At 50.8% G+C, this 20,140-nt stretch carries 19 protein-coding genes; 10 read left to right on the top strand and 9 right to left on the bottom strand.

The features are described from left to right. Nucleotides 1-219: 219 nt before the first annotated feature. From ACSSVF_RS01510 to ACSSVF_RS01500, 3 genes are all read right to left on the bottom strand, one after another. Nucleotides 220-537 carry a DUF2322 family protein gene (locus tag ACSSVF_RS01510; protein ID WP_492404923.1) on the bottom strand — a complete coding sequence of 106 codons (318 nt, stop codon included), beginning with the start codon at nucleotides 535-537 and terminating at the stop codon, nucleotides 220-222. Nucleotides 538-575: 38 nt separating this feature from the next. Continuing rightward, nucleotides 576-1,220: a 2-polyprenyl-3-methyl-6-methoxy-1,4-benzoquinone monooxygenase gene (gene coq7 / locus ACSSVF_RS01505; protein ID WP_492404922.1), complete on the bottom strand. Its 645-nt coding sequence runs from the start codon at nucleotides 1,218-1,220 to the stop codon at nucleotides 576-578. A gap of 67 nt (nucleotides 1,221-1,287) precedes the next feature. Then, a complete protein-coding gene (locus tag ACSSVF_RS01500; RefSeq protein WP_492404920.1) occupies nucleotides 1,288-2,796 on the bottom strand; it encodes a S41 family peptidase in 1,509 nt (502 codons plus the stop codon). Nucleotides 2,797-2,981: 185 nt separating this feature from the next. Between ACSSVF_RS01500 and ACSSVF_RS01495 the strand changes: the two genes are divergently transcribed. Then, on the top strand, nucleotides 2,982-3,278 hold the full coding sequence (locus tag ACSSVF_RS01495; RefSeq protein WP_492404918.1) for an Rdx family protein: 297 nt from the start codon (nucleotides 2,982-2,984) through the stop codon (nucleotides 3,276-3,278). 28 nt (nucleotides 3,279-3,306) lie between these two features. Here ACSSVF_RS01495 and ACSSVF_RS01490 read toward each other — a convergent pair whose 3' ends face one another. Continuing rightward, nucleotides 3,307-3,861: a C40 family peptidase gene (locus ACSSVF_RS01490; RefSeq protein WP_492404916.1), complete on the bottom strand. Its 555-nt coding sequence runs from the start codon at nucleotides 3,859-3,861 to the stop codon at nucleotides 3,307-3,309. A gap of 173 nt (nucleotides 3,862-4,034) precedes the next feature. On the opposite strand from ACSSVF_RS01490, the gene yoaA reads away from it, so the two are divergent. Both yoaA and arfB read left to right on the top strand, forming a co-directional pair. Continuing rightward, on the top strand, nucleotides 4,035-5,999 hold the full coding sequence (yoaA, locus tag ACSSVF_RS01485) for a DNA repair helicase YoaA (protein WP_492404915.1): 1,965 nt from the start codon (nucleotides 4,035-4,037) through the stop codon (nucleotides 5,997-5,999). A 5-nt stretch (nucleotides 6,000-6,004) separates the two neighbouring features. Further along, entirely contained in the window at nucleotides 6,005-6,406 is a 402-nt protein-coding gene (gene arfB / locus ACSSVF_RS01480; protein WP_492404913.1) for an alternative ribosome rescue aminoacyl-tRNA hydrolase ArfB, read from the top strand. Nucleotides 6,407-7,409: 1,003 nt separating this feature from the next. On the opposite strand, the gene argJ is transcribed toward arfB, so the two are convergent. Both argJ and cysS read right to left on the bottom strand, forming a co-directional pair. After that, nucleotides 7,410-8,636, bottom strand: coding sequence for a bifunctional glutamate N-acetyltransferase/amino-acid acetyltransferase ArgJ (gene argJ / locus ACSSVF_RS01475; protein WP_492404911.1), 1,227 nt, complete (start codon nucleotides 8,634-8,636; stop codon nucleotides 7,410-7,412). 44 nt (nucleotides 8,637-8,680) lie between these two features. Continuing rightward, nucleotides 8,681-10,042 carry a cysteine--tRNA ligase gene (gene cysS / locus ACSSVF_RS01470; RefSeq protein ID WP_492404909.1) on the bottom strand — a complete coding sequence of 454 codons (1,362 nt, stop codon included), beginning with the start codon at nucleotides 10,040-10,042 and terminating at the stop codon, nucleotides 8,681-8,683. 256 nt (nucleotides 10,043-10,298) lie between these two features. Between cysS and ACSSVF_RS01465 the strand changes: the two genes are divergently transcribed. From ACSSVF_RS01465 to ACSSVF_RS01445, 5 genes are all read left to right on the top strand, one after another. Beyond that, entirely contained in the window at nucleotides 10,299-11,381 is a 1,083-nt protein-coding gene (locus ACSSVF_RS01465; RefSeq protein WP_492404908.1) for a tetratricopeptide repeat protein, read from the top strand. An 83-nt stretch (nucleotides 11,382-11,464) separates the two neighbouring features. Then, nucleotides 11,465-12,712, top strand: a complete 1,248-nt coding sequence (locus ACSSVF_RS01460; protein ID WP_492404906.1) for a L,D-transpeptidase family protein — start codon at nucleotides 11,465-11,467, stop codon at nucleotides 12,710-12,712. Beyond that, nucleotides 12,712-13,281: a peptidylprolyl isomerase gene (locus tag ACSSVF_RS01455; RefSeq protein WP_492404904.1), complete on the top strand. Its 570-nt coding sequence runs from the start codon at nucleotides 12,712-12,714 to the stop codon at nucleotides 13,279-13,281. The genes ACSSVF_RS01460 and ACSSVF_RS01455 overlap by 1 nt, the downstream gene beginning before the upstream one ends. 81 nt (nucleotides 13,282-13,362) lie before the next feature. After that, nucleotides 13,363-13,857, top strand: coding sequence for a peptidylprolyl isomerase (locus ACSSVF_RS01450; protein ID WP_492404902.1), 495 nt, complete (start codon nucleotides 13,363-13,365; stop codon nucleotides 13,855-13,857). A gap of 3 nt (nucleotides 13,858-13,860) precedes the next feature. Next, a complete protein-coding gene (locus tag ACSSVF_RS01445) occupies nucleotides 13,861-14,607 on the top strand; it encodes a UDP-2,3-diacylglucosamine diphosphatase (protein ID WP_492404900.1) in 747 nt (248 codons plus the stop codon). A gap of 107 nt (nucleotides 14,608-14,714) precedes the next feature. Here the strand turns inward: ACSSVF_RS01445 and nusB are convergent, their stop codons facing one another. From nusB to ACSSVF_RS01430, 3 genes are all read right to left on the bottom strand, one after another. Then, nucleotides 14,715-15,224, bottom strand: coding sequence for a transcription antitermination factor NusB (gene nusB / locus ACSSVF_RS01440; RefSeq protein WP_492404899.1), 510 nt, complete (start codon nucleotides 15,222-15,224; stop codon nucleotides 14,715-14,717). After that, nucleotides 15,221-15,670, bottom strand: a complete 450-nt coding sequence (gene ribH / locus ACSSVF_RS01435) for a 6,7-dimethyl-8-ribityllumazine synthase (protein ID WP_492404897.1) — start codon at nucleotides 15,668-15,670, stop codon at nucleotides 15,221-15,223. The genes nusB and ribH overlap by 4 nt, the downstream gene beginning before the upstream one ends. A gap of 147 nt (nucleotides 15,671-15,817) precedes the next feature. Beyond that, a complete protein-coding gene (locus ACSSVF_RS01430; RefSeq protein ID WP_492404895.1) occupies nucleotides 15,818-17,485 on the bottom strand; it encodes an OFA family MFS transporter in 1,668 nt (555 codons plus the stop codon). A gap of 172 nt (nucleotides 17,486-17,657) precedes the next feature. Between ACSSVF_RS01430 and phoB the strand changes: the two genes are divergently transcribed. Together phoB and ACSSVF_RS01420 are read left to right on the top strand one after the other, a co-directional pair. Continuing rightward, the gene (phoB, locus tag ACSSVF_RS01425; protein WP_492404893.1) at nucleotides 17,658-18,362 is read left to right on the top strand and encodes a phosphate regulon transcriptional regulator PhoB; all 705 of its coding nucleotides are present in this window, start codon (nucleotides 17,658-17,660) and stop codon (nucleotides 18,360-18,362) included. A gap of 105 nt (nucleotides 18,363-18,467) precedes the next feature. Continuing rightward, entirely contained in the window at nucleotides 18,468-20,111 is a 1,644-nt protein-coding gene (locus tag ACSSVF_RS01420; RefSeq protein ID WP_492404892.1) for a hypothetical protein, read from the top strand. Nucleotides 20,112-20,140 lie beyond the last annotated feature (29 nt).

Genomic DNA, 20,140 nt, shown 5'->3' with positions numbered 1-20,140 from the left:
AGAAATTATATGCGGTCCAAATAACATGCAATTATTAATTTATAATGGTTTGAGATAAAGGCGGCAGGCTCACCATGTCAGCCCATTCAATTTCATCGTTCAGGTTATTTGCAACATGGTTCAAATAGGGATGTGATTTCAGGAATAAGCTGGGGACATTGCGGCTGCGCCAAAAAAATAGCCTCCAAACGGGAGGCTATTTTTAAAAGTATCCGGGATTTAGTTGGTGACTAATTTGATGGAAAGTGTTTGTTCTTTATCCAGCACATTGAGCAAGCGATCAATGTTAGGGTGTTTGCCCGGATGGTTCTCGGCATCTTCAGTGTGCTCTGCATACAGCGCCAGGCCTTCAACAGCAGCATCGCTGTTGATCTCGCCATATATCTTGAACAAATGATGGTACACCTTGATGGAGCCCTGGGTGCCCGGTTTGTTCTCGATCTGGCCCGCCGGCTGGCTTTTCTCATCGAATAGCTCAATGCGTTTCACATGATCGGCGCTATCCAGGGCGAGTAAATTATCACTAAATTTTTGCATGGTTGACTCTTGGTGACTTCGAATACTATATGGGAATACTATAAATGATACGCGGTACGCGTCATCACTTTTGAAGCGAGGCGCATAGCCAGTTTAACCGGGGCCGGCAGCGTGGCGCCACCAAGATGCTCCGCAGTCTCGGCATGGTGCTCCTCGTCTTCTTTCATCTGCGTGACAATAGCACGCGACGCATGGTCTTGAGCGGGTAATTCATGCAAATGCTTGCCTAAATGGGCAGAAACCTGATGCTCGGTTTCGGCCAGGAATCCCAGATTCCATTTGTCGCCGAGCAGGCCCGCTGTGACTCCCAGGCCGAAACTGGCCCCGAACCAGAGAGGGTTCAGCAGGCTCTTGCGACCGCCGAGCTCGCCTATGCGACGCTCACACCATGCAAGGTGGTCGACTTCTTCGCGGGAGGCCTCTTTCAACGCTTCAACATTGGCTGGATCGCGGGAAACCAGTGCCTGGCCACTGTATAAAGCCTGGGCACAGACTTCGCCTACATGATTAATGCGCATCAGGGCAGCTGCGTGCTTGCGCTCGCTGTCAGACAGGGCACTGTCGTCTGACGATGCTGCTTGCGGGTAAGGACGGCTTGGGGTTGCCTGGCTGAACACCGTGCGTAAGCCCATGTCCAAGACGGCAATCGCCTTGTCAAGGGTAAGTGGTGGAGGCAGAGTCATTGCTTACTCCCTGTGAATCGCCACTGCCTGCAGGCGCTTGTGCATCTTGCAGGCAATGGCATCGTCATCATGGTTTTTTGCTTTTTGCTGGTTTATCAGTCGCTGCTGGTTTGTCAGCAGGTTTCTCTGAAGCTGGTTTTTCAGCGCCAGCCGCTTTGTCGGCGTTGGCTTTCACAGCTTCAGGCGCTTTTTGCACTGGCAAGCCTTTAAGCTGGTTCATTGCCTGCACAAACTGGAAGTCATCTTTGCTGGCAGGTTCAATCGGGCCGCGGGTTTCAGCAAATTTCTCATCTTTTGGTTTATCGCCACCAACACGGGCTTTTGCATCTTCAGTCGCTTTTTCAGCGTTTGCTTTTGCAATGTCACTCGGGTTGGATAAATGGCGCTTGAGGTCTGCTTCGTGCAAGCTCAGGCTTGGGTCTGAACCATCATCTACAATAATGTCCGGCACAATACCTTTTGCCTGGATAGAACGGCCGTTAGGCGTAAAATAACGCGCAGTGGTTAACTTGATCGCGCTGCCATTATTCATCGGCAAGATGGTTTGTACTGAGCCTTTACCAAAGCTCTGGATACCCATGATGGTGGCACGTTTATGATCCTGCAATGCCCCCGCCACAATCTCGGAAGCCGACGCAGAACCTGCGTTGATCAACACTACAATCGGTACAGATTTATACTCTTCCGGCAGGTCTTTCAGGTAATCAGACTTGCCACGGCGCGCGTAATCCATAGGCGTCGCGTTCAAGCGCATTTTAGAATCAGCGACACGGCCTTCTGTGTACACCACCAGGTCATCCTTCGGCAGGAAGGCAGCTGACACACCAACTGCTGCATCCAAGAGGCCACCTGGGTTGTTACGCAGGTCTAATACTAGGCCTTTAAACGGTGTTTTGTTATCGGCACGCAAGGTCTTCAGGGCCTTGGCCAGGTCTTCACCAGTGCGCTCCTGGAATTGTGTGATCCGCACATAGCCATAATCCTGCTCTATCAGTTTGTTCTTGACGCTTTGGGCCTTGATGATGGCGCGGGTCAGGGTGAATGTGAGCGGTTTGTCTTCGCCTTTGCGCACAACCGTCAGTGTGATCTTGGTGTCTGGCACACCACGCATACGCTTAACCGCATCATTCAGTGTCAGGCCACGCACCTGCGTGTCATCCAGCTTCAAGATCAGGTCGCCGGATTTTAGGCCTGCTTTATAAGCCGGGCTATCTTCAATCGGGGTGACTACTTTGACCAGGCCATCTTCCATGGCCACTTCAATACCCAGACCGCCAAATTCCCCTTGTGTGCCTGCCTGCAGCTCTTTGTAGGCATCAGCATCCATAAAGGTGGAGTGTGGATCAAGGCCTTGCAGCATGCCTGCAAGCGCTTCGTTTATTAGTTTTTTGTCTTCAACCGGCTCTACATAGTCGGACTTGACCTTGGCGAATACTTCGGCAAAGACGCGCAATTCATCGATCGGCAATTGGGAGACGGAAGTTCTGTCTGCCCAGGCAGAAATATTTATACTGACGAGAATACCTACAAAAACGCCTGCACCAAGCAAGCTGAACTTTTCAAATTTGGAACGCATACAATGCCTTGTGATCAATTAAGCGAAGAAGATTACAGTTGGGATATTACTGTATTCAGAGTCAAGTTGCATCTGTTGATGACAGCCTGTTTTCAGAGAGTAGAAAGTACAGTGTTAAGTTCATTTTCCGCTATTTCAGTAAAATTGACTATACTCTCAACGCAAATAAGTTATTAGAGTGCAATATGCAAAAGCCTATCGTAGAAATCGAGTTTTGTACACAGTGCCGTTGGCTGCTGCGTGCCGCCTGGTTGGCGCAAGAGTTACTGACCACCTTTGATACAGATTTAGGATCCGTTAATCTGGTGCCTGGCACTGGCGGTATCCTGGAAGTGCGTTGTGATGGCCAGCTCATTTTTTCACGCAAAGAAGCGGGGCGTTTTCCTGAAGCAAAAGAGTTAAAACAGCACATCAGGGATTTAATTGACCCGGAACGGTCTCTGGGACATAGCGATACCCCGGTCAAAGGGGTTAGTGAATAGGGTTGTTGCAGGTTGAAAAGCCACAGGTTTAATTGGCAGTTTCGACTTCCATCCGCTTGGCGCCGTTATAGCGGGTCCGCCAGTAACGTTCATCCATGTTCTCGATGCGCACTTTAGCGCCGGCTCTTGGTGCATGAATAAACTGGTTGTTGCCTACATAGATGCCAACATGTGAGAACGCTGACTTCAGGGTATTAAAGAATACTAAATCTCCAGGTTGGAGATCTTCACGCTTAACGGTATCGCCCAGTTCGCTGATGGTGCGGGCGGAGGGAGGCAGTGAGATTTGCGCCGCATGTTTAAACACATACTGCACAAAACCGCTGCAATCAAAACCGGTCTCAGGGCTGCGGCCACCATATTTATAGCCGACGCCGGTCAGGCTCAATGCCCGGATCATGATCTCTTCCACTTTTTCTGACCAGGAACCGGAAAGGCCGGACTGGCTTTCCAGCACTTCTTCTTGCGAATAGCTGTACGCACTTTGCCAACGCCTGTCATCACCGGGCGCGGCGAAGCTTTGGGATTGGTAAAGCAGTGTGCTGAGTATTAACACAGCTAGTTGAAAAACTGATTTATTCATCACAATCAAAAGGTTGGTAGAGGTTATTTTTGTGTCAGGAATATGTATTACGGCCTAAACCTTGCCATACTTCAATCGCAGATGCAAGTTTTCAGCTATTTTTATACGTCATTCATCTTATTAAATCATTAAAAAACTGCATCATTTGCGGTTGTGCATGGGATAATTATGAGATGTCCTTAATGCAGCAAGTCACGACAGCATTTTCAGAGAACGGAAGTCTGGTGCAGACCATGCCGGGCTTTAAAAGTCGCCCGCAACAACAGGAAATGGCCCAGGCAATTGCGCAGGCCATTGACCAGCAGCAGCAGCTGGTCGCTGAAGCCGGCACCGGTACCGGTAAAACCTATGCTTATCTGGTGCCCGCCCTTTTGTCAGGCGGAAAAGTCATTATTTCTACCGGCACCAAAACCCTGCAAGACCAGCTTTATCAGCGTGATTTGCCCGCCGTGCGTGAAGCCCTCAAAGTGCCAGTTTCGGTCGCCATGCTCAAAGGCCGCGTGAATTACATTTGCCATTACCATCTGCTGCGTGCCAGCCAGGAAGGTCGCTTCCAGTCACGTGAAGACGCGCAATATATCCCCATTCTGCAAAGCTTTGCCGAGAACAGCCAGACCGGTGACAAGGCCGAACTGATTGAAGTGCCCGAGCAGGCCACTGTCTGGCAGCAGGTGACATCGACACGCGATAATTGTGTGGGCCAGGATTGCCAGTTTTACAAACAGTGTTTTGTCATGGAAGCCCGTAAACAGGCGCTGGCCGCCGATGTGGTGGTGGTCAATCACCACCTGTTTTTTGCCGATGTCATGCTAAGGGACGAAGGCGTGGCTGAGCTTTTGCCGAGCGCCAATACCGTGGTATTCGACGAGGCGCACCAACTACCTGAAGTGGCCGGATTGTTTTTTGGTGAAGATATTTCCACCTCGCAATTGATGGACTTGGCCCGCGATAGCCAGATGGCCTACCTGACGATTGCCAAAGATTGTGTCGCTCTCACTGAGGCGGTGACGCCGCTGGAAAAAGCCTGCCGTGATTTCCGCCTGGTGTTCCAGTTTGAAGGCGCACGTATGCCGGTGCAAAAAGCGCAGTCATTAAAAAGTTTTGCCGATGCCTATCAGCGTATGCTGGAAACGGTGGCGGCGTTGACCAAAGTACTGGAAACCCAGGCCGCACGCGACCCCCTGTTGGAAAAATGCTGGCAACGTGGTGAGACCTTACTCGCCTTGCTCGAAGCCTGGCACAAAGGCAATCACGCCAACCTGGTGCGCTGGGTGGAGGTGTTTAGCCAAAGCGTGCAATTGCATGCGACGCCGCTCAGTGTGGCAGATGGCTTCGGCAAGCAGCTGAATGCCCAGCCAAGGGCGTGGATATTCACTTCGGCCACCCTGGCGGTGAAAAGTGATTTTAATCATTATCAGGGCCAGATGGGTCTGCTCGCCGCGCAAACCCGGCATTGGCAAAGCCCGTTCGATTATGACCAGCAAGCGCTGCTGTATGTGCCAGAAGGCATGCCTGAGCCGAATAGCATCGCCTACCCGGCAGCGGTAGCCGCCATTGCCTTGCCGGTGTTGCAAGCTAGCCGCGGGCGGGCTTTCGTGCTGTGCACTTCCCTCAGGGCCATGCGCGAAGTGCATGCCTTGCTCAAACAGGCATTTGAAGAAAACGGCATGGAGTACCCATTGTTAATGCAGGGCGAAAGTAACCGTACCGAGTTGCTGGATAGATTCCGCGCACACGGTAATGCGGTGCTAGTCGGCTCGCAAAGCTTTTGGGAAGGCGTGGACGTGCGTGGCGAAGCGCTTTCCTGCGTGATTATCGATAAATTGCCGTTTGCACCACCGGATGACCCGGTGCTTGCCGCGCGCATCGATAAGATGAACACCGAAGGCAAAAATGCCTTTATGGAATATCAACTCCCCTACGCAGTGATTACCTTAAAGCAGGGTGCAGGCCGTTTGATCCGCGATGAGAGTGATTCAGGCGTGCTGGTGATCTGCGATCCGCGTTTAGTAGACAAGCCCTATGGGCGCCGAATCTGGCAGAGTTTGCCGCCTTTTAAACGCACACGCAAACTGGATGAAGTGCAGGCATTTTTTGAGCGCGTAGATGAAAAGCCTGAGCCAACTCAAAGTAGCTGATCAACATGGTGACCGTTCCCGCAAATGAATACACGTTGACCGCTATCCGTGCGCAAGGCGCTGGTGGGCAAAACGTCAATAAAGTGTCTTCAGCCATTCATCTGCGTTTCGATATCCAGGCCTCAAGCCTGAGTGAGGCTGTGAAAGCCAGGTTATTAAGTAGCAAAGACCAGCGCATCACTGCTGAAGGCGTACTGATCATCAAAGCGCAACAATACCGTACGCAAGAGGCGAATAAAAAGGATGCGATTGCCAGATTGCAGGCGATTGTGGAAGCGGCCTGCCATGTGCATGCCACGCGGTACGCGACCAGGCCGACACGGGCGTCGCAGAAGCGCAGGGTTGCGGGGAAGATGCAGCGGGGAGTGATTAAGCAAGGGCGGGGGAGAGTTGTTGAGGAGCATTAGCAAAAGGATTCTTAAAATAGATAGCGCTGAGTTTTTAAGTGCGCTGTCTCTTGCTGCGATGGATTTATTTTATGAAAACATGGGTGCTATAAGAAGTCTTCACTTCGACGGAGAGTGTAGCAGGAGCTGCTCAAAGCATGCTTTGAGTCTGCGAAGCAGATTGCTTTTGCGAAAGCTGCTGAGTTCGTCATTCTGGCGTAGGCCAGAATCCAGGCTAGGATGATCCTCAGCTTGATGATAATAAAGAACAAATCTCACACTTGTTGGAAGTTCTAATCGGTATTTCTTTGGGTGGTTCAGTATTCTATTGCAGCACTCCTTTTCGCCCCTAGGCGAGTGACTTTTCTTTGCTTGCCCAAAGAATAAGTCACCAAAAGAAAGGGCACCCTAGCTTCCGCTTGTATCCTGCGTTGCTCGCCAAAATAAGCGGTCGCGAAACTCGCCCTAGCGACTTGCAAAAAACGCAAGCCACCGCGGAACTCAGACAGTCGCTCCCTTCCTCCTTATTTTGCCTGCGCTACTCGGCGCGTCAGATAGGGGCCCGGTTAAAACCAACACGATGGAATGTTGGTTAAGAGCACTGCTATCAGGGCGCTTAGGGACTTCTTTAATTTCTAAAGCATGAAAGCCCCACAACCCAATTCAATTGATTTGTTGTGTTTTATTGCGATGTTTTACTTCAGAGGTTGTGCGGGACTCAATGTGAGAGTTCTAACTTAAGTTACCGCGTAGTGTTTTTCCCGGGCCCCTATCTGACGCGCCGAGTAGCGCAGTCAGCGTGGGAGTTGTCGGCCAGCGGCTGTTCGAGTTCCGCAACAAGCCATGGTGTGTGTGGCTTGTCAGGGCGAGTTTCGTTGGACGCCCACGTTGATGAGCAACGCAGGAAATAAGCGGAAGCTAGGGTGTCTTGTTCTTTGCCTTCTTTCTTATGGACAAGCATAAGAAAGAGGGTCGCCTAGGGGCGAAAAGCAGCGCCACTTAGTAGCAACGATACTGGTTGATTCTACGATCTATAATCCGCATTAATCTTCACATAATCATAAGAAAAGTCGCACGTCCATACCGTGGCATTTGCATCCCCACGATTAAGTACAACGCGCACTAAAATATCACTTTCCTTCATCACTGCCGCGCCCTGTTCCTCAACATAAGCCGCTGCACGTCCGCCTTTTTCAGCCACCAGGACATCGCCCAGGTATAGCTGCAAAGTGTTGACATCCAGGTCATCAATCCCGGCATAACCGATCGCTGCCAAAATGCGCCCCAGGTTAGGGTCAGAAGCAAAAAATGCGGTTTTAATCAGCGGTGAATGTGCAATCGCGTAGGCGACTTTGCGGCATTCTTCCTCGTCTTTACCCGCTTCGACCTGGATGGTCATGAACTTGGTCGCGCCTTCGCCATCACGCACAATGGCTTGTGCTAATTCCGTGGCTACTTCTGTCAGCGCATCACGCAGGGTGATGAATTCAGCGCTATCTTCAGTGATGACCGGATTGTCAGCCTGGCCGGTCGCCATCAGAATCAGGCTGTCGTTGGTGCTGGTATCGCCGTCAACCGTAATGCAGTTAAACGATTTGTTCACTGCGTGTTGAATGATCTTATCCAGAGCGGTCTGGCTGATCGCCGCATCGGTCGCGATGTAACCCAGCATGGTCGCCATATTCGGGTGAATCATGCCGGAACCTTTGCTGATGCCGGTAATGGTCACGGTTTTGCCGCCAATAATCAGGGTGCGGGAGGTGCCTTTGGCGACAATATCGGTTGTCATGATGGCTTCGGCTGCATTTAGCCAGTTGTCAGTCTGCAGATTCACCACAGCATGAGGGATGCCGGCCAATAATCTTTCCATAGGCAGGGTTTCCAGAATCACCCCTGTCGAAAATGGCAATACTTGCGTAGGGCTGATATTCAGCGCTTGGGCGACGGCGATACAGCTTGCACGGGCATCGTCCAGCCCTTGCTGGCCGGTGCCCGCATTGGCACAGCCGGTGTTCACTAATAAGGCGCGGATGCCGTTGCCTAGCTGTAAGTTTTCTTTACAGACTGTCACCGGCGCCGCACAAAAGCGATTTAAGGTAAACACGCCGGAGACACTGCTACCTTCAGGTACGGTGATGACCAGTACATCCTTGCGATTAGGTTTGCGGATATGGGCTTGCGTGTAGCCAAGTTGTACGCCTGCAACAGGTAATAAATCTTGAGCTAGGGGAGCGTTTAATTTAACGGGCATCCGTTTTCCTTCAGTCTTTCAAAAGAATGGGTTTGTTAAGTATGTCAGGCGCGACGCCAGGTGGTGCCTTGTGCAGTATCTTCAAGCACGATGCCTGCATCAGACAAGGCTTTGCGTATGCGGTCCGCTTCGGCAAAGTCTTTGGCTTTTTTGGCGGTGATACGTGCCGTGATCAGGCTGTCGATATCCAGTTCGCCGTCAACCACTTCGCCTTGCATAAAGGCTTCCGGGTCACGCTGTAACAGGCCGACAATACCGGCTAATTGTTTCAGTAATGCGGCGGTCTGGTCTGATTTGTCTTTGTTCAAATCATTCGCCAGTTCAAACAAAACCGCCAGTGCTTCTGCGGTATTAAAGTCATCATCCATGGCTGATCTGAATTTGGCGGCTTGTGGCTGTTGCCAATCAATCTCGCTGGCAGGTACATCTACGCCACGCAAAGCGGTATATAACCGCGTTAATGAGGCTTTCGCATCGTCCAGATGTTTGTCTGAGTAATTCAGTGGGCTGCGGTAATGCGCACGCAGGATAAAAAAGCGCACGACTTCCGGGTCGTACTTTTCCAGCACTTCGCGGATGGTGAAAAAATTACCCAGTGACTTAGACATCTTTTCGTCATCCACGCGCACAAAACCATTGTGCAGCCAGTAGTTAGCCATGGTGCAGCCATGGGTGGCTTCGGATTGCGCGATCTCGTTTTCGTGGTGCGGAAACTGCAAGTCCTGGCCGCCGCCATGGATATCAAAGTGTTCGCCCAGCAGCTCGGAACTCATGGCTGAACATTCAATATGCCAGCCCGGACGGCCATTACCCCAGGGCGATTCCCAGTAAGGTTCGCCTGCTTTGGCGGATTTCCACAACACGAAATCCAGCGGGTCGTGTTTGTGGCCGTCTACATCTACCCGCTCGCCGGCGCGTAAGTCATCCAGCGTTTTACCGGATAATTTGCCATAGTCATTAAAGCTACGCACTTTATAAAACACGTCGCCATTATCGGCCTGGTAGGCAAAGCCCTTGGCAATCAACTGGCTAATCATATCCAGCATGCCTTGCACGTGTTCGGTGGCACGCGGCTCGATATCAGGCCGGATAATGCCCAGTTTGGCTGAGTCTTCATCCATGGCTTCAATAAAGCGTTGGGTCAGGCTTTGGATGGATTCGTTGTTTTCCTGCGCACGTTTGATGATTTTGTCATCAATATCGGTGATGTTGCGTACATAAGTGACTTCGTAACCACTGGCTCGAAACCAGCGCGCGACCATGTCAAACACCACCATCACGCGAGCATGGCCCAAATGACAAAAGTCATACACTGTCATTCCGCAGACATACATGCGTACTTTATTGGGCTGGATTGGCTTGAAATCTTGCTTGCTACGGGTAAGGGTGTTGTGTAGTTTTAACATGCTAACAAATGTAATGTGGATTAATGCGTGATAAAATTAGCAGAAGTAAGGAATGTTTGACAAATGTTAAGTGGGCGCCTTTTGTGCTTGGCTTAACATTATTCACAATCCGAATTATTATGTTGTCAGGCAAACGATTAAAACGCGAATTGATATAGAAATCATTGCGTAATAATCACCTAAATATGCACCGTCTCTTGTACAATTCAAGTATAACATACTGCTAAAAATCAACGATTGCTCAGGTAATTAACTCATGAATGCAACATTAAAAAAATATTTGCTGGTATTAAGTGTCATTTTCAGTCAGGCCGCTGTATCAAATGTGGTGATGGCTGGTCAAACAAACGTCGAACTTCGCGAAATAAATCAGCTTTCAGAACAGGGTAATCAGGCGGCTGCGCTGGATAAAGTGAACACCTATTTGGCGGCTAACCCTAAAAATGCGGAAGCCATGTTTATGCGCGGCGTGATCCTGGTCGAACTCGGCAAGCGGGATGATGCGATTAAAGCATTCACGGATCTTTCAGAAAAGTTTCCAAACCTGCCAGAACCCTACAATAACCTGGCTGTTTTGTATGCGGACCAAGGGCAGTATGACAAAGCCCGTAAAGCGCTGGAGTCTGCCATCAAAACCCATCCAAGCTATGCCACAGCCCATGAGAACCTGGGTGATATTTATGCGCGCATGGCTTCTGAGGCTTATGACAAGGCGCTCAAGCTGGATACTTCAAACAGTCGCGCACAAAATAAGCTGGCGATGATTACTGATTTATTTGGAGGTAAACGTGCCGTTTCCCGTCCTGCCACTTCCATTCCAGCAACCCCGCCAGCTTCAAATGCGCCTGTGATGCCACCAAGCAGCAATACGCCGACAGTGACTCCGCCAGCGAATCCGGCACCAGTTGCGTCAACGCCTCCTGCTGTGGTCGAAACCAAAAAGCCTGCCACTGTAGAAGCTAAACCGGTTGAATCAAAGCCAGCGGTTGATCAGCAGGAGCAGGCCGTGACCGACGCAGTCAATGCCTGGGCAGATGCCTGGGCAGCGCAAAATGTGGACCGTTATCTGGATAGTTATGCCAAAGATTTCAAAACACCAGCAGGTGAAACGCGCAAGCAATGGGAAACAACCCGCCGTGACCGTGTAAGCCGCCCGGCTAAGATTTCGGTGAATCTGCAGAATATCGCTGTGAAGATGGAAAGCCAGAGCGCGGCAAAAGTGACTTTCAGGCAGGTTTACAAGGCAACAGGCCTGGATGCTAACTCCAATAAAACCTTGAATCTGGTCAAAGAAGGCTCACGCTGGTTGATCAAGCAGGAGCGCGTTGGCAAGTTTTAATGCATGTACCCGCTGAATTTGGTGGTTAAAGTCAGGAATAACTAGCAAATTCAGCGAGTTGCGCGCAGTTTTTGAATTAACGAATGTATAATATCGGCATGAGAAGTTTGAGAAAATATTGCTGTATCGCATTTGTGAGTGCTGCGCTATTGCCATGGAATGCAACAGCGGTGAACCATGAAGCGTTAACCACACGCTTGTTCATACAAAATAAAAACACCGGTAGCGTAGAGCGTATGCTGGTGCAAACGCTGCAGTCCATCAAAGAAGGCCGCCTGCAACAGGCGTTGGATTACGTTGACCAGTTACTGGCGATCTCCCCCAATTTTGCGCTTGCCCACCTTATTCATGGCGATTTGCTTTCCGCCAAAGCCCGCATTCTCAACGGATTTGGTGATGCAAATCCTGCTAATCTAAGCCGCATCCAGGACCTCAAAGACGAAGCGGAAATCCGCATCCGTAATTACTTTGACCAGAATCGTGGCTTAACCCAGCCTAACTTGCTGGTTGAGTTGTCTGAAAAGCAAACGCATGTGTTGTTCGTGGATACTGCGCGTTCCCGTTTGTATGTCTACGAAAAAAGCCACAACGATACCCTGAAATATCTGGCTGATTACTATGTGACTATCGGTAAGAACGGCATCGGTAAAAAGGACCAGGGCGATAAACGTACGCCAATTGGCGTTTACTTTGCCTCGCGGAAACTTAATCGGCCTTTGCCTGATCTATATGGTGACGCGGCTTACCCGCTCAACTACCCGAATGAAATCGATAGTTACGAGCGCAAGACCGGGTCAGGTATCTGGATCCATGGTACGCCACGTGACACCTACAGCCGCCCGCCACGTGCCAGCGATGGTTGTGTTGTGCTTTCGAATCCGGACATGAAAGCGCTGCAGGACATTTTGCAGCTTGGTAATACGCCGGTGGTGATCGGTGTGAATTTTCAGTGGATTAGTCCTGAATCGCTCAAACAGCAGGCGCAGGCAAAGTCTGCGCTAAAAGTAGCGCTTGAAGACTGGCGCAAGGATTGGGTATCACAAAATACGGATGCGTATTTATCGCATTACGCGGGGGATTTCTTTTATTCAGAGGGTGGGCTGACCAAGTGGTCAGGCTACAAGCGCCAGATACAGGCGACCAAGCCTAAAGTGAATATTAATTTGTCTGAAGTGAGTATGTTCACTTATCCGAATTCGGCCAAAAATATGGTGGTGGTTGATTTTGAGCAGGAATATATCAGCCCCGCGTTACGCAATGTGATGAAGAAACGCCAGTACTGGGTACAGGAAAACGGGCAATGGAAAATCTTATATGAAGGGTCAGCTTGATGCATAAACTGATAGGGCTATTTTTATTGTGCATGATGACAGCGATGCCATCAGTCAATGCCGCCACGCAAGTGACATTTGAAACGAACCAGGGCAACTTTACGGTTGAAGTCTATGCCGACAAAGCCCCTAAAACAGTAGAAAACTTTTTGCAATATGTGAAAGACGGCTTTTATACCAATACCGTTTTTCATCGCGTGATCAGCCGTTTTATGGTTCAGGGGGGTGGCTTTGACCGTGAGTTAACCGAAAAACCAACCCGCGCACCGATTGTGAACGAATCTAACAATGGCTTGATCAACCAGACCGGCACCATCGCCATGGCGCGTACGCAAGACCCGAATTCTGCCACGGCACAATTTTTCCTCAATGTGGCAGATAACCAGTTCCTGAATTACACCAGCCCGGAAGCCAGCATGATCGGCTACTGCGTGTTTGGCAAAGTGGTTTCCGGCATGGACGTGGTATTTAAAATCAGTAACCTGCCCACGGGTAACCAGCGCGGTTTTTCTGATGTGCCTATTCGGACTGTCATTATCAAGCGCGCGACGATAGTCAGCGCCAAGTAATCCTCAGTGTCAATTCAAGCTACACCTGGCGTCTATTCAGATTTCAGATGTGGCTTTTCAAATCAATAAACGGAGAATGTTTTGGTAAAACTTACTACCAACTTTGGTGATATCACTATCGAATTATTTGCTGACAAAGCGCCCATCACCGTGGCGAACTTTTTAAGCTATGTTGAAAAAGGCTTTTATGATGGCGTGATTTTTCACCGCGTGATCAATGACTTCATGATTCAGGGCGGCGGCTTTGATGTCAACATGAAGCAAAAAGCGACGGATGCCACTATCAAGAACGAAGCCGATAACGGTTTATCCAACGACAAATACACGCTGGCAATGGCGCGCACCATGGTGCCGGATTCTGCCTCAGCGCAATTCTTTATTAACGTAAAAGATAACGACTTTCTCAACTTCACCTCAGCGACGACCCAGGGCTGGGGCTACTGCGTATTCGCTAAAGTCGTTGAAGGCACCGATATCGTCGATAAAATCAAAACAGTCGCTACAGGTAACCGTGCCGGTCATCAAGATGTGCCTGTCGAACCAGTGATCATCGAAAAAGCGGTTGTTGTTGCTTAAGGCATGACCACCTGGATCATCTCTGATCTGCACCTGAGTGCGCAAAGGCCTGCGGTAACGCAGGCTTTTTTGCATTGGCTGGAGACTGATGTCGCACACGCTGAAGCACTCTACATTCTGGGTGATTTTTTTGAAGTGTGGATCGGTGACGATGTATTGGATGATGCGGAGCATGGCGCAGAATTCCAGCCGGTGGTGGATGCGTTACGCAGCTTGTCAGACAGCGGCGTCAAACTTTACTTCATGCATGGCAACCGCGACTTTTTGATCGGTGAACGCTTTGCGCAAGCCTGTGGCATGCAATTGCTGGCTGACCCCACCCTGATTCAACAGGGTGACAAGCGTATTCTGTTATCGCATGGGGATGCTTTATGCACCGACGATCTTGCTTACCAGCAATTCAGGGCCCAGGTGCGTAGCGCACAGTGGCAGCAGGCGTTTCTTGCGCAACCTCTGGTAGCACGTATCGCATTTGCCGAACAGGCGCGTAGCCAGAGTTCGCAAAACAAAGCCATGCAGCCTGTAGATATCATGGATGTCAATCCAACTGCAGTGATGCAACTGCTACGTGAGTACGATTACCCCGAGGTACTGCTGCACGGGCATACGCACAGGCCAGATGTGCATGCACTGGCGGTTGATGGATATGCGTGCCAACGATGGGTACTGGGGGATTGGCATGACACAGCGGTCGTTTGTCGCCTTGATGTCAATACAATTGAGCTAGTCACATTGCAGCTGGATGTGTGAGCTGAATAGTCTGGCAAGCGCAATCAAAAACAGCGCCCGATTCACATGGGGCGCTGTTTTTTCGTAGACGTGCCTGATAGGGGTAACGCTTCAGGAAATACTTTTTGTTACTTTCTCAGTTGCTGACCAAACTCATTGGGGCGTGCCTGAGCAGCGATTTTGTCCAATACGCCGTTGATATACTTGTGGCCATCGATGCCACCAAACGTTTTGGCCAGTTCTACGCCTTCATTAATCACCACGCGGTAAGGAATGCTGACATCAAACATTAATTCATAGCCGGAAATGCGCAAAATCGCATGTTCAATCGGGCTGAGTTCGTCCAGCTGGCGGTCAATAAACTGGCTGATCATATTATCTACGTCAGTCGTGTGGTCGAGTACCCCGGTCAGCAATTGTTTAAAGTAAGCTTCGTCCGCTTTGTTGTAATCCGGGTCATCCAGGCTGTCCAGCCGTAACTGTTTCACATCACCCGCATTCATGCGGTTGCGATATAGCGCTTTGAGTGCCAGCTCGCGTGATTTGCGACGGTTCTTGCTGCCTTTGCCTTTTGCTGCCGACGCCTGGGGCTTGCCTGCGGCCTGGTCTTGATTCCCTGTGGCCTTGTCCTGACTCATAGTGCGTTTACCAGGTTGGCCATTTCAATCGCGACCTGCGCTGCTTCAGCACCTTTAACCGCGACACGCGCTTCTGCTTGTTCATCATCTTCAGTGGTAAGGATGGCGTTGGCCACTGGCACACCTGTATCACGCTGCACTTCAGAAATGCCACGTGCGGATTCGTTGGAAACGACTTCAAAGTGATAGGTTTCACCACGGATAATGGCACCAAGTGCAATCAGTGCATCGTAGGATTCAGTGAGTGCCATGTGCTGTAAAACCAGGGGGCTTTCCAGTGCGCCCGGCACAGTAGCCAGCGTGATGTCTTCGGCTTTCACACCCAGTTTCAGCAGTTCCTGCTCGCAAGCTTGTAACAGGCCAGCACCGATATTGTCATTAAAACGTGAAAGAACAATACCGATTTTTTTGCCGGTACCATCCAGGTTTGGAGAGATTTTGTTCACTTGGGAATCCGTGGGCGAATGCTTAAAACATGTATTTTAACCCAAACGACCCTTGTCGCGTTTGATTGAATGTAGGACCGGCTAAAAAGTGTGCGTTCACGCCACTTTTTAGCCGGTTATTGTCATGAATAGTTTAGATGATTTGTACTATGCAAACAGCGCCCAGGCCTTTTGCACCGTCATGGAAATACCGTAGGTGATGGGGATCAGCACCGCCAGCCAGGCCAGTTTGACCAGCCATGATGGGCTTGGCTGGCCGTCTCTGGCAAGCTTTACCACTTTTGTGCCTGTTTCTTTGGATTTGCCTAGCGATTGTTCAGCGGCAAGTTCGGCATCGGTCATAAAGTATTTACTGGCAACCGGCCTGACCAGCAGGTTGGCGACAAATCCGATGCCGAGCAGCGCAGCAAGTGTCAGGAAAATTGGTGCGTAGATATCTGCAAACGGTGTTTTCGCTTCCAGGCGGACATCGTGCATGTAGTTAACAATCACCGGGCCGACGATGCCGGCGGTAGACCAGGCTGTCAGCAAACGGCCATGGATGGCGCCGACAAACTGGGTGCCAAACAAGTCGGCCAGGTAGGCAGGAATAGTCGCAAAACCACCGCCATACATCGAGGCAATCACACAAAATGAGACCAGGAATAGCGCCAGCTGATGATGGTTAGCCGCGTAAGTGGCGGTGACATACATCAATGCACCCAACACAAAAAAGATGAAATAAGTGTTGCGTCGCCCCAGCTTGTCTGAAGAAGTGGCCCAGCCTATGCGGCCAAAGATATTAAACACAGAAATCAGGCCAACAAACCCGGCGCCAACCGCCGCTGCGGCAACAGTCAGGGATTCATCTGCTTTGATATCGGCAAAACTTAATGATGGCTGTCCTATCAGTTTGCCGCCAAACGTCTCCTGCAACATGGGCGCGGCAGCGCCGATAATGCCGATCGCAGCAGAAACGTTCATGCACAAGATCAGCCAAAGTAGCCAGAATTGCGGTGTTTTATGGGCATTTTTCAGGTGTACATGTTTGTTGACCACCATGCGTTTGTGCTGCTGGTCTGGCGGTGTCCAGCCTTCCGGTTTCCAGTTGGGGGCTGGAATACGATAACCCAAAGAACCGCACACCATGAAAATGGTATAGACCATGGCCAGAACGACAAACGTTTGCCATACGCCTGGATCAGTGGGGGTGGAGAACACGCTCATCAGCTTGGTCGCCAGCGGTGAGCCTATCATGGCTCCGCCGCCAAAGCCCATGATCGCCATACCGGTGGCCATGCCACGGCGGTCAGGAAACCATTTGATCAGGGTGGAAACCGGTGAAATATAACCAAGGCCAAGGCCGATGCCGCCTATGACGCCACTGCCCAGCCATAGCATCCATAACTGGTGGTGATAAACGCCAAATGCAGAAATCAGTAAGCCGCCGCACCAGCAGAGGGTGGCGACCAGCCCGGCTTTGCGCGGACCTGCGCGCTCCAGCCAGCCACCCCACAGTGCAGCGGAGCAACCAAGCAGCACGAAAAACAGGGTATACATCCAGCCAAGGTCAAACTGGGTCCAGTTACAGTCGGTGGCAAACAATGCTTCGCCCGTACCGGCCAGTTTGTCTGCAAAGGTGGTGGCACCTGCTGCGCAAGCTGCGAGTGGCGCACCATCTGGCCCGGTCAGCGCTGTGCCCAGAGGCTTCCAGAACACACTGAATCCATAAGCCATGCCGATTGATAAATGTACCGCTAATGCCGCTGGCGGAACCAGCCAGCGATTAAAACCTTTACCTGCCGTGATATGTTCTTTTGACAGATTGAACAACATGTAACACCCCTTTTATTTTAAGCGGTTACATCTTGTTACAATTTGGCGTAAAAGGCAATCCAGAACAATTTAAATTTATGTGAGTATGTCATTAAAATGTCATAATACATTCATAAACTGGCGAGCAAATACAGAAGTACATTTTGTTGAATATTGCTTAAAAGGGAGTGTCATGGCAGCAGCAAATATTTTGGTTGTAGAGGATGAACCGGCGATTCAGGAATTGCTTGCATTGAATATCAAGCAGGCCGGCCATCACGCGATTCGCGCAACCAGTGTTGAACATGCGCAAATGTTATTGCGTGAAACCATGCCGGATTTGATTCTACTCGACTGGATGTTGCCAGGCATGAGTGGCATCGAGTTTGCGCGCCGCCTGAAATCCGACAGCCTGACCAAAGAAGTGCCTATCATCATGCTCACCGCCCGTGGCGACGAGTTTGATAAAGTGCGCGGCCTGGAAGTAGGGGCCGATGACTACGTCACCAAGCCGTTTAGCCCGCGCGAGTTGAATGCGCGTATCAAGGCAGTCTTGCGCCGTCGTGCGCCACAAATGACCGATGACCCGATTGAAATCGCCGGTTTGCATCTGGACCCTACCACCCACCGCGTCACCGGTCACAACGTACATATTCCGCTCGGACCGACTGAATTCAAGTTGCTGCACTTTTTCATGACTAACCCTGAACGCGTACATAGCCGTACCCAGTTGCTGGATAAAGTCTGGGGCGACCGCGTTTTCGTAGAGGACAGGACAGTAGATGTGCATATCCGTCGCCTGCGTAACGCATTGGTCACTTCTAACCATCAGGACATGATTCAAACGGTACGGGGTTCCGGCTACCGCTTTTCGGTACACACAGACCCAGGCAATTAATAAATCAGCCTTATCCCAGAATTGTTTAAATGAATTTTGGGTGTAGGGGTGGGCGTGCTCTATCCTAAGGCGTAGCGGCGTGATACGCTTGCGAGTTCGTTTTTTATGTTCTTCACGCCTATGCAACCTGTGCCTGCCCAATGTGCTTCTGCCTCAACGCTTAGCTGGTTAACGCGTCTATTCTGGCTGGGGTTGATCGTCTGGGTCGCCTTGACCTTCAGGCAGCATGGCATCAGTAATGACGAGTATGTGCAGCATACTTACGGGCAGATGTTGCTGGACTGGTATCGCTCCGGCTTTACTGACCAGGACGCTTTTCATTACCGCAATCTTTACCTGTATGGCGGCCTGTTCGATATCATCGCCGCCGCGCTAGATCCCTATGTCCCCATCATGATCTGGGATATACGGCATTTACTGTCTGCCTTGTTTGGCCTGCTTGGGTTCTATGGTGTTTCCCGCTTTGCGCATTTATTAGGCGGCCAACGCCTGGCGTTACTGGCGATGGCGATGTTGTTGCTGACCGTTTCCTGGTCGGGCACCATGTTTACCCATACCAAGGATGTGCCATTTGCCACCTGCATGTTGTGGGCGCTTTATGCTACGGCATTGGTCGTGCGCGACATGGAAAATGTCAGTGGCAAAGCCATTGTGCTGCTGGGATTTGCCGTAGGCGGGGCATTGGGCTTGCGCGTGGGCGGCGCCTTTGCAGTGATCTACCTGATCCTGCTGGTGATATGGCGTGCCTGGCTGGATCATCAGCAAAGCGCATCGCCAATTTTTTCCCGCTTGTTGCGTATGGTACTGGTGTTGCTGCCTGCCGCTGTGCTGGCATTTGTGTTCATGGCGATCTGCTGGCCATGGAGCGTGATTGATATAGACAACATGCTCGAAGCCGCTGAATCCTTCTCGCATTTTGATTTCAATATGCAAACCATGGCTAACGGAGTCATGTACAACATCGGTGATGTGCCGCGCAGCTACCTGTTCCAATACCTGGCGGTGAAACTGCCAGAAGCTGCTTTATTAGGGTTAGCCACATTGCCAGTGCTATGGCTGTTGTGCCGGAAAGCTTTCAAAACTGCCGATATGCAAACGCGCATCACTTTGCACACGCTGTTGCTGGGCATCGCGTTTCCGTTGGCATTTGTCCTCAATGACAAGCCCGCACTTTACAACGGTGTACGTCATTTCACTTTCCTGCTTCCCCTGCTGGCAATCCTATCAGCCTGGGCCGTGCTATCCGTGTGGCAGGCGTTATCTAATAGCAGGCTTGCTGGCCGTGCCGCCTATCAAGCAGTTTGGGCCGGGGTCGTGTCCGGGTTGATGCTGGTCACCTTTGTCGATATCGTGCAACTGCATCCTTATGAATACGTGCGCCTCAACCGGCTGGCAGGCGACCAGAAACAAGCCCAGTTCAAGTGGGAAGACGATTACTGGTCCAGTGCCTTACGTGCAGCGGCCGATCAGCTGCTTGACATGAAATTGCCCGCACGGCAGGGGCCTTACTGGGTGGGTGCCTGCGTGGATACGCCGCAGATTGAGCCTTATCTTGATGGCCGTTTCAGTGTCACACGCAGGTGGGAGGAGGCTGATTTTTACCTGTCCACCACCAATATGCACTGCCATGAAGTCATGCAGGGCAAAGTGATCATCAACATCCAGCGAGAAGGGATGTCTCTGGCAGTGGTGAAAGATCGCCGCATGCTGCAAGGTAAAGATCGTTTGGCTACGCCCGCCAAAAACTAGGTTTAATCCGCTACAATCTAACCAGTTCA

The sequence above is a fragment of the Methylophilus sp. E2MeOHC9 genome (assembly GCF_058744375.1).
The sequence above is the reverse complement of the archived record's forward strand: the minus strand, read 5'-3'. Positions and strand labels throughout refer to the sequence as shown.

What these genes read in the sequence shown, in the direction of transcription:
- ACSSVF_RS01510 (WP_492404923.1), bottom strand. Translation starts at nt 537, where the DNA reads ATGCAAAAATTTAGTGATAATTTACTCGCCCTGGATAGCGCCGATCAT.
- coq7 (WP_492404922.1), bottom strand. Translation starts at nt 1,220, where the DNA reads ATGACTCTGCCTCCACCACTTACCCTTGACAAGGCGATTGCCGTCTTG.
- ACSSVF_RS01500 (WP_492404920.1), bottom strand. Translation starts at nt 2,796, where the DNA reads ATGCGTTCCAAATTTGAAAAGTTCAGCTTGCTTGGTGCAGGCGTTTTT.
- ACSSVF_RS01495 (WP_492404918.1), top strand. Translation starts at nt 2,982, where the DNA reads ATGCAAAAGCCTATCGTAGAAATCGAGTTTTGTACACAGTGCCGTTGG.
- ACSSVF_RS01490 (WP_492404916.1), bottom strand. Translation starts at nt 3,861, where the DNA reads ATGAATAAATCAGTTTTTCAACTAGCTGTGTTAATACTCAGCACACTG.
- yoaA (WP_492404915.1), top strand. Translation starts at nt 4,035, where the DNA reads ATGTCCTTAATGCAGCAAGTCACGACAGCATTTTCAGAGAACGGAAGT.
- arfB (WP_492404913.1), top strand. Translation starts at nt 6,005, where the DNA reads ATGGTGACCGTTCCCGCAAATGAATACACGTTGACCGCTATCCGTGCG.
- argJ (WP_492404911.1), bottom strand. Translation starts at nt 8,636, where the DNA reads ATGCCCGTTAAATTAAACGCTCCCCTAGCTCAAGATTTATTACCTGTT.
- cysS (WP_492404909.1), bottom strand. Translation starts at nt 10,042, where the DNA reads ATGTTAAAACTACACAACACCCTTACCCGTAGCAAGCAAGATTTCAAG.
- ACSSVF_RS01465 (WP_492404908.1), top strand. Translation starts at nt 10,299, where the DNA reads ATGAATGCAACATTAAAAAAATATTTGCTGGTATTAAGTGTCATTTTC.
- ACSSVF_RS01460 (WP_492404906.1), top strand. Translation starts at nt 11,465, where the DNA reads ATGTATAATATCGGCATGAGAAGTTTGAGAAAATATTGCTGTATCGCA.
- ACSSVF_RS01455 (WP_492404904.1), top strand. Translation starts at nt 12,712, where the DNA reads ATGCATAAACTGATAGGGCTATTTTTATTGTGCATGATGACAGCGATG.
- ACSSVF_RS01445 (WP_492404900.1), top strand. Translation starts at nt 13,861, where the DNA reads ATGACCACCTGGATCATCTCTGATCTGCACCTGAGTGCGCAAAGGCCT.
- nusB (WP_492404899.1), bottom strand. Translation starts at nt 15,224, where the DNA reads ATGAGTCAGGACAAGGCCACAGGGAATCAAGACCAGGCCGCAGGCAAG.
- ACSSVF_RS01430 (WP_492404895.1), bottom strand. Translation starts at nt 17,485, where the DNA reads ATGTTGTTCAATCTGTCAAAAGAACATATCACGGCAGGTAAAGGTTTT.
- phoB (WP_492404893.1), top strand. Translation starts at nt 17,658, where the DNA reads ATGGCAGCAGCAAATATTTTGGTTGTAGAGGATGAACCGGCGATTCAG.
- ACSSVF_RS01420 (WP_492404892.1), top strand. Translation starts at nt 18,468, where the DNA reads ATGTTCTTCACGCCTATGCAACCTGTGCCTGCCCAATGTGCTTCTGCC.